The organism is Okeania sp. SIO3B5, from assembly GCF_010692555.1.
In the GTDB taxonomy this organism is placed as follows: Bacteria; Cyanobacteriota; Cyanobacteriia; order Cyanobacteriales; family Microcoleaceae; genus Okeania.
In genome coordinates, this window is the sequence record NZ_JAAHHG010000440.1 from 1 (window position 1) to 8,435 (window position 8,435).

The 8,435-nt window shown below is 36.8% G+C and carries 6 protein-coding genes; all 6 read right to left on the reverse strand.

Translation table 11 applies throughout. The features are described from left to right. Positions 1–1,101: 1,101 nt before the first annotated feature. Positions 1,102–2,127, reverse strand: coding sequence for an ABC transporter permease (locus F6K54_RS34805; RefSeq protein ID WP_293088234.1), 1,026 nt, complete (start codon positions 2,125–2,127; stop codon positions 1,102–1,104). Positions 2,128–2,683: 556 nt separating this feature from the next. After that, positions 2,684–3,556 (reverse strand): dihydropteroate synthase, encoded by an 873-nt coding sequence (folP, locus tag F6K54_RS34810; RefSeq protein WP_293088235.1) that lies wholly within the window; start codon positions 3,554–3,556, stop codon positions 2,684–2,686. A gap of 573 nt (positions 3,557–4,129) precedes the next feature. Next, complete coding sequence (gene tpiA / locus F6K54_RS34815) at positions 4,130–4,870, reverse strand: triose-phosphate isomerase (protein WP_293088236.1); 741 nt, start codon at positions 4,868–4,870, stop codon at positions 4,130–4,132. 337 nt (positions 4,871–5,207) lie between these two features. After that, on the reverse strand, positions 5,208–5,393 hold the full coding sequence (locus F6K54_RS34820; RefSeq protein ID WP_293088237.1) for a PCP reductase family protein: 186 nt from the start codon (positions 5,391–5,393) through the stop codon (positions 5,208–5,210). Between the two features lie 46 nt (positions 5,394–5,439). Next, positions 5,440–6,021 carry a TIGR04376 family protein gene (locus F6K54_RS34825; protein ID WP_293088239.1) on the reverse strand — a complete coding sequence of 194 codons (582 nt, stop codon included), beginning with the start codon at positions 6,019–6,021 and terminating at the stop codon, positions 5,440–5,442. A gap of 373 nt (positions 6,022–6,394) precedes the next feature. After that, positions 6,395–7,768 carry a hypothetical protein gene (locus F6K54_RS34830; RefSeq protein WP_293088241.1) on the reverse strand — a complete coding sequence of 458 codons (1,374 nt, stop codon included), beginning with the start codon at positions 7,766–7,768 and terminating at the stop codon, positions 6,395–6,397. Between the last annotated feature and the right edge of the window lie 667 nt (positions 7,769–8,435).

An 8,435-nucleotide genomic window follows, 5' to 3' on the forward strand; every position in this document is an offset into this window, starting at 1 on the left:
GGGGAGAAGGGATAAGGAGAAAGGAAGTTAAGAGGTTGTCTGAGAAGTCCCATTTGCTAAATCCAAGCCCCCTAAATCCCCCAAAATTGGGGGACTTTTAGAAGCAAATTAACTCTTGTTCCCCCCAAAATTGGGGGGCTAGGGGGGCAAAATTCAGTATCAAAAAACTTTTCAGATATCCTCTAAGATTTTATATTAGTATCTACCAAATTAAATCTTTGTTTGTTTTGTCTATTTGATGCTTAATAGATTGGCGATATAATAGATTTTAAAGCATAGAAAGTGGGAGCATCTTGCTCCCTTTTTAATTATTTTTGTCACGCTATAGCCATGAATTGGTGTTAAATGAAATATCAAATTATGATGCTATATCTCCATTTCCCTAATCAATTAAAAATTTTGTAGCTCTATAAAATCTTACTTTTGACTTTTGACTTTTGAGTTTTGAGTTTTGAGTTTTGTAGCTCTATAAAATCTTACTTTTGACTTTTGAGTTTTGAGTTTTGAGTTTTGTAGCTCTATAAAATCTTACTTTTGACTTTTGACTTTTGAATTTTGAGTTTTGAGTTTTGTAGCTCTATAAAACCTTACTTTTGACTTTTGACTTTTGACTTTTGACTTTTGTAGCTCTATAAAATCTTACTTTTGACTTTTGACTTTTGACTTTTGAGTTTTGAGTTTTGACTTTTGAGTTTTGAGTTTTGACTTTTGAGTTTTGAGTTTTGTAGCTCTATAAAATCTTACTTTTGACTTTTGAGTTTTGAGTTTTGAGTTTTGTAGCTCTATAAAATCTTACTTTTGACTTTTGAGTTTTGACTTTTGAGTTTTGAGTTTTGAGTTTTGTAGCTCTATAAAATCTTACTTTTGACTTTTGAGTTTTGACTTTTGAATTTTGAGTTTTGTAGCTCTATAAAACCTTACTTTTGAATTTTGAGTTTTGACTTTTGAGTTTTGTAGCTCTATAAAATCTTACTTTTGACTTTTGAATTTTGAGTTTTGACTTTTGAGTTTTGTAGCTCTATAAAATCTTACTTTTGACTTTTGACTTTTGACTTTTGAATTATAACTTTTAACTTTTGACTTTTAACTTTTGACTTTTAATTAGTACCTAATTCTCGGATCGATATAAGCATTTAAAATATCAATAAAAATACTAACTACCACAACAATTCCGGCAAAAAATACGACTATTCCCTGTACTGTAGGATAATCTCGCGAACTAATTGCCTCATATAATCTATTCGCTAAACCAGGCCAAGAAAAAGTTACTTCAGTTAATATTGCTCCTCCTAATAAAGCAGCAAAAGTCAATCCTAAAATTGTAATTACTGGAATCATGGCATTTTTGAAAGCATGAGCAAATAATATTCTTAATTCAGGAATACCTCTAGCTCTAGCCGCTTCTACATAATCAGATTTTAATGTTTGTTTGAGATTAATTCTGACTATTCTTTCAAAAATACCACTGAGCAAAATTCCTAATGTTAAACTCGGCAAAGCTAAATAATATATAGATGTGAAAAAATGATTGATATTACCACTAAAAATACTATCAATTGTGTATAAACCTGTAATGCTTGGAGGTGGATTTTCAGTAATAGGAAAACGAGTACCTAAAGGAAACCATTTTAACTGTACTGCAAAAATTAATTGTAAAATCATGCCAGCCCAAAAAGGTGGAACTGCATAAGTAATAATTCCGAATAAACGCCCACCAATATCTAACTTGGTATCAGGGTGAGAAGCTGCAATAGAACCAACAGTAATACCAACAATTAAAGCGATCGCCATACTAAATACTGCTAATTCTACAGTGGCAGGAAAATAATTTTGAATAATTTGCCAGACTGACTCCCCACGAGTAGTCATTGATGTACCAAGGTCAAAACTGAGTAATTTTCCTAGATAATTAACATACTGTTCTAGTAGTGAGCCATCTAAACCAAGTTCTACTCGCAGAGCTTCTTTCGTTGCTGTTGATACTTTTGGTCCAAGAATAGCATCTACGGGGTCTCCCGGTGTTGCTCTTAATAACAAGAAAACTAATGTGCTAATAGTCCATAACATAAGTGGGGCTAATAGCAAACGTATTAATATATAAGAATATAGGGCTTTAGAGCGAGACATTATTTTAAGTCAAAATTCAAAAGTCAAAAGTCAAAAGTCAATTTCAAGTCAAAATTCAAAAGTCAAAAGTCAATTTCAAGTCAAAATTCAAAAGTCAAAAGTCAAAAGTAATTGCCTTTTATTGCTGATTGAAAAATAGGCAGCAAATTCAAAATTCAAAAGTTACCGAAAAATTGGCTTTAAAGCCTCGCCCTTGTAGGGCGACTTTATTATTTTATTTGTAAGTCAATTGAATATATGCTATAGTGTTATTAGTTGCCGGGGGGCACTCGGAAACTCTAAACGGACGTGGAGGGAAGCGTTAGACTACCGCCAAGGAAGCAGCACCCTGTGAAGCGTCAACCCGCCGAGGAGCTATGGCTCAGTAGGAATCCCCGTGCCTAACAGCCGGGGAGGATGTCAAAGCGTATTCTAAGTATATGAAGTACAAATATTAACAATTGAATGTTTTTAGTGCGGGCATCTTGCCCGCGATGGGTGTACCTCACGCCTAGTGGAATCCGCTTTAAAAGTCAAAAGTAAGAAATAAGAAGTAATTGCCTTTTGGTAGTACGTCCTAACTCCTAACTCCTGAATTATATGCTTCTTTATTCCTAAAAATAACATCAGCAACTCGACAAACTTCAGACATTTCTTTCACATCGTGAACTCGTAAAATATCTACAGATTCAGCGATCGCTGCCACACAACCTGCAGCAGTTCCCCAAACCCTTTGTTTAGCATCAGGTTGATTTAAAATTTTACCAATAAAACTCTTACGAGATAACCCTACTAAAATCGGACAATTTAAACTTCTAAATTTTGATAAATTGCGGATAATTTCTAAATTTTGTTCATAGTTTTTAGCAAAGCCAATACCAGGGTCAATAATAATTTTATCCCTTTCAATTCCTGCCGTTATAGCAGCCTCTATTCGACTCTCTAAAAATTGATATATTTCCCCAATTAAATCTTGATAATCTGTCAATTGTTGCATTGTTTTTGATGTACCTCGAATGTGCATTAATACAATCGGCACTTTAAGAGCAGCAACCACGGAAAACATATCTGAGTCATAAGTCCCCCCAGAAATATCATTAATTAAATTAGCACCAACCTCCACAGCTTTTTGTGCAACTACTGCTCTAGTTGTATCAACAGAAATTGGAATTTCAGCACAAATATTTTGCTGATTTCTTAATAACTTGATTATTGGTAAAACCCGATTAATTTCCTCTTCCAGAGAAACAACTTCAGCCCCAGGCCGAGTAGATTGACCGCCAATATCAATCATATCGGCACCAGATTCTACCATTTTTTTTGCTTGTTTTAAAGATGTTTCTAATGTATTAAAATCACCACCATCACTAAAACTATCTGGCGTTACATTTAAAATACCCATAATATAGGTACGTTTTCCCCAAGCAAAATTTTGATAGTAATTGTGCATTTTGATGATATTTATTTAAGAAGGAAGAAGGAAGAAGGAAGAAGGAAGAAGGCAGCTATGCTGAAGGGAAAATTGCTTATGGGTAGTCAATGACCGACCACTCCGTGTCTTATAACCCCAAGCAATTTTCAGCACCGTACAGACGATGGGGAATTAAACCCGCAAAAGAAAAGATTATAGTTAGATAATTTATGAGAATTGACTTTAGGATAATTAAAGCAAAAGGGAAGAAAAAAAATGGTCAACTATAACTGTTAGTAGAGCAAAAACTAGGTCTAAGAATTAAACCCAATCTATAGATGATAGTGAGGTTTGATTCTCCATAATTATCAAAATAATTGGGTCTAAAACCCCGCCTTTCCCCTACTTCCCCTCCTGGGAGGGGTTAGGGGTGGGTTAACTTCTGACTTCTGACTTCTGACTTCGTTAATGCCACCAATTTATAGTTATTTTATAGTGCAAATTGTTTAGGAAATTAGTTAATTTATATTTCTATTTTGCTGCAACATATTCTTTTTTCCTCCCTTTTTTAGTTTTTACAAGCAGTCTAATTAATCATCAAAAATTCTTAAATTATTTATAATTAATCAGACGAGAAAAACTATCTGGCTTTAAACTTGCTCCCCCAACTAAAGCACCATCAATTTCTGGTTGAGCCATAATTTCATCAACATTATTAGGTTTAACAGATCCACCGTATTGAATAGTGACATTAGAATTAGTTAACTTACTACGAATTAAACCAATAACACGGTTAGCTTCTTTAGCTTCACAAGTATCACCAGTACCAATTGCCCAGATAGGTTCATAAGCAATTACTAGATTTTCCTGATCCACATCAATTAAATCTGTGGCCAACTGAGAAAAAATATGTGATTCTGTTTCACCAGCAGCTCTTTGCTCCTTAGATTCTCCCACACAGAGAATAGGGGTTAAACCATACTTCTGAGCAGCTTTTAAGCGCAAATTAACTGTTTCGTCAGTTTCACCAAAATATTGACGACGCTCACTGTGGCCAACAATTACATAATTAACTCCAATTTCCTTGAGCATTTGGCCAGAAATTTCTCCTGTATATGCTCCCTCCTCTTCCCAATGAACATTTTGGGCACCTAACTTTATCCGACTCCCGTGCAAATTTTTTGACATAAAATCTAGTGCAGTAAAGGGAGTGCAGAGAACTACTTCAGGTTTTTCAGGGACTTCTGTTTCAGGGATTTCTATGAGTTGAGACATCAAACCCTGGAGAAACTCTTTAGCTTCTGCCTGGGTTTTGTACATTTTCCAGTTCCCAGCAATTATAATTTTTCTCACTTTTGATTTTGTAGACCTCAAACTTGACTATCTGCAACACTCCAGTCTAAGGCTTTATGAGTCCTTTTTCTAGACTTCAAAGAATAATTGTTTTCCTCATCACAATTGTGTTGATTGGGTTGCGCCACTCCGCCAAGAAATGGCGAAATATTTTTGGAGCGGAGTTCAAATCCCCTACTTCCCCTCCTGGGAGGGGGAGGGGCTAGGGGTGGGTTGACTTTTGACTTTTGACTTCATATTTTTGGAGCGGAGCTCAAATCCCCTACTTCCCCTCCTGGGAGGGGCTAGGGGTGGGTTAACTTTTGACTTTTGACTTTTGACTTTTGACTTAGTCATCCTACTGGCCAAATTCCAACCGAGCTTGCTCAACTATTTCTGCTGTGACGACTTCTTGCTCTGCTTCTCTGGCCAAATCTTCAATTCGCTTTCTGGCCTGAGTTCGCACAAAATAGGGAATGTTTTTTAATTTAATTTGAGCTTCTGGCGTCCATTTCAATTCGTTGTTAAAATTAGAATCGTTCATTTTAAATCTTGCAACAAAGGAATTATTAATTATTAATTATTAATTATTAATTATTTCTCATATCCCGCTTCATTTGTTCTAATTCTTCATCTGTTTCCAAACTTTTAAACTGTGCTTCTAAAGGATCTAATGAATTAGCAAAATTATAGGAATTGGTTTGATTCCAGCCATCGGTTTCCCAACGTCTTTCATTCCTAGCAGTATAACGGTTAGCTTCAGCTTGAACAGCTTTTGCTCGTACTTCCTCCCGACGTTGTTTAATTTGACGATAGAGTTCTTTCGCTTGTTGGATGCGCTGCTTACATCCTTGCATCTGTCCCCAATGTTGATTACCTTGGCGTAAAAAAAATGCTTCCCTTTCTTGAGCCGCGTGAGCTAGATCTGGTCGATTAGCTGTTCGTGCTTTTTCCACTCGGTTATGCCAACGCTTTACTTCTTGCGCTGTTGAAAGAATATCTTGCTCTGATTTTTTTTCTTGGCACTGGAGTTGCGCTATCAGACGCAAGGTATCTTCTTCTTGTTTGCGTAGTTGCTCTTCAAGTGCCTGAAGTTCCAAATGAGGATTATTCCGCAGAAACTCTTCAAGCCGATTTTCTAGAAATTCGCTGAAATCGTCAAATAAACCCATAGTTATTTCAGTTATCAGTTATCAGTTATCAGTTATCAGTACCTCTCTGCCTGTTTGCGCAGTATTCCCTAGGAAAGTCAGAAGTTCGAGACCTGATTTTTTGGTCAAGATTACATAAAATTAGGAGGATTAGGCCGTGGAAAATTTAACTTTATAGCGTTGTGTGCAGGCAACAGGCAACAGGCAACAGGCAACAGGGGGAATAAAAAACCGTTTGCGCAGCTCAGAGCGCGAACAAAAAAACTTTCTCTTCTACTGCTCTTTCTTCTTATTTCTTCCCTCCTGACTCCGTCTTCCCCCTCCTGGGAGGGGTTAGGGGTGGGTTGACTCCTAAAGAATTAAGATTAATATCATACACTAATTTAGCAACGCCCTAAAACTGTTGCCCTACAAAAACAGAACGAACTTCACCATTACGGCGAATCACAGCTTCTTGGTTTGCCACATTAACAAGAGTCCAACCACTACCACCAATATTCTCCCCTACATATATCCGACGAGCTACACCCTCTACTTCAAATAAAGCAGCGGAACGTTCCCCTAACTCCAAAATACCCACCAAGGTATTAATAGGAATCTGAACTTGACTTTCTGTCACTGTGCTGGTTGCAGGTATTTCTGCTGGCGGTGGAGGTAGTTGTACTGGTTGTGTTGGCGCTTGTGACTCTTCTGATTTTGCTTCTGTTTCAGATTGAGTTTCTGCTTCTGCTTTAGTTTCGGGTTGGGACTGGGATGATGCTTCCGGTTGGCTTGTTGCTTCCGGTTTTGTTGCTACTTCTTCTGTTGGTTTAGCTTTCTCCTCTACTTTTGCCGTTTCTGTTTTTGCGGTTTCTGTTTTTGCGGTTTCTGGTTTAGCTTTCTCCTCTACTTTTGCAGCTTCTGTTTTTGTTGCTTCCGACTTTTCTTGAACGTTTTCAGCAGCCTCTGCGGAGGCAGAAGCATTAGATGCAGATGCTGCTGATGGCTTTGGGGAAGATTCGGCAGATGTTGGTGCTGCTGCTACTGCTGAAGGTACAACACTTGGCACTGGAGGAATTACCACTACTTTAGTTTCTGGAATAGTTATAGGTTCTTTTGCTACTTGTGCCTCCATGAGATCAACCAGTCGGTTGAGCGGTAACAGTAAGCTAGTGTTTGTAGGTTGGCTCGCAGGTACTGGTACTGTTGGTAAGTTGTTGCTTGGTGGTGCGGGAGGTATACCAGGAATTTGTTGTTGTTGTTTACGAGTTGCTTCTTTTTGTTCAATCATCTGGAGCGATCGCTCTATATATTCAGCAAATTCTTTATCTGCTACTGCTCTAGGACTTAATGTTTCTGATGATTCGTTTGCCTTTTCCACATAACCTAAATAACCCAAAATTTTATTGAGTCCTCCTCTATTTACTAACCACAAAGAAAGGGTGACTAATATAGAGGCAAAAGCTGCTCCTAAAAGTAGTTTATCTAATGATTGGCTTTGTTTTTTTTCTGTTTCTACTTTGGCTAATTTTACCTTTTCCTCTTTATCAATTTCTGGAGGTTGAGTATTCTTTTGAGGCAGAACAATTTCAGGAACTTTAATTGATGTTAAAGATACAACTTCTGGTTTAGTTGCTTGAGTCGGCAAACGAGTACCACCATCCAATACTCGGTCAATATCGCGAAACATATCTTCCATCAAATTGTCAGCAAGATTTTCTACCGAAATAGGATCTTGAAATCTTGTTTTTTCTGAATTTTCTTTGGTTTTTTGGTAGTTCGTGGTCATATTCTTTTTTTACTCCCTATCCTCAAGAATTTTTGATTTAAGAGTTTGTTTAATTTTAATTCGGATATTTTAGTTTATCAAGATTATGTAGTAACTGTGTCTCAGATGAGAATAATTATAGACATTTTAACTATAGTTTATAAGTTGTTCAGCATTTAAGCTATGTATCCTAATATTTTGGGAAAGAGAACAGGGAATACTGGAGCTGGCAACAGGGAATATAAATATAAATGAGTTTTAGATTACTACATAATTTATATATCATTATTTTGAGTTTTTGTCAACTATGTTTGACTTTTAGGCCAAATTTCAGATTTATTCGTAGCAGTCTTATAGTAACTGCCAGGTTGCTTAGAACAATTAGTGCGAGCATCTTGCTCGCGTCATAACGAAGTCAGAAGTCAGAAGTTAACCCACCCCTAGCCCCTCCCCCTCCCAGGAGGGGAAGTAGGGGATTTGAGCAACTCTCCAAAAATATTGCGCCTTAAAAGGCGGGGTTGCGCAACCCATATTATTTTGATAAATCATCATAATTACCTGATGTCCTAACTATAGTAGCGATTGTTATAGCTGCTGAGAAATTTGGTACAGCAATCTTGATCATTGCATCATTTTAGATGAAACAGTCCACTACTAAACTCTAACTAAACTTAAGTTATAATTTAGG

What these genes read in the sequence shown, in the direction of transcription:
- F6K54_RS34805 (WP_293088234.1), bottom strand. Translation starts at nt 2,127, where the DNA reads ATGTCTCGCTCTAAAGCCCTATATTCTTATATATTAATACGTTTGCTA.
- folP (WP_293088235.1), bottom strand. Translation starts at nt 3,556, where the DNA reads ATGCACAATTACTATCAAAATTTTGCTTGGGGAAAACGTACCTATATT.
- F6K54_RS34820 (WP_293088237.1), bottom strand. Translation starts at nt 5,393, where the DNA reads ATGAACGATTCTAATTTTAACAACGAATTGAAATGGACGCCAGAAGCT.
- F6K54_RS34825 (WP_293088239.1), bottom strand. Translation starts at nt 6,021, where the DNA reads ATGGGTTTATTTGACGATTTCAGCGAATTTCTAGAAAATCGGCTTGAA.
- F6K54_RS34830 (WP_293088241.1), bottom strand. Translation starts at nt 7,768, where the DNA reads ATGACCACGAACTACCAAAAAACCAAAGAAAATTCAGAAAAAACAAGA.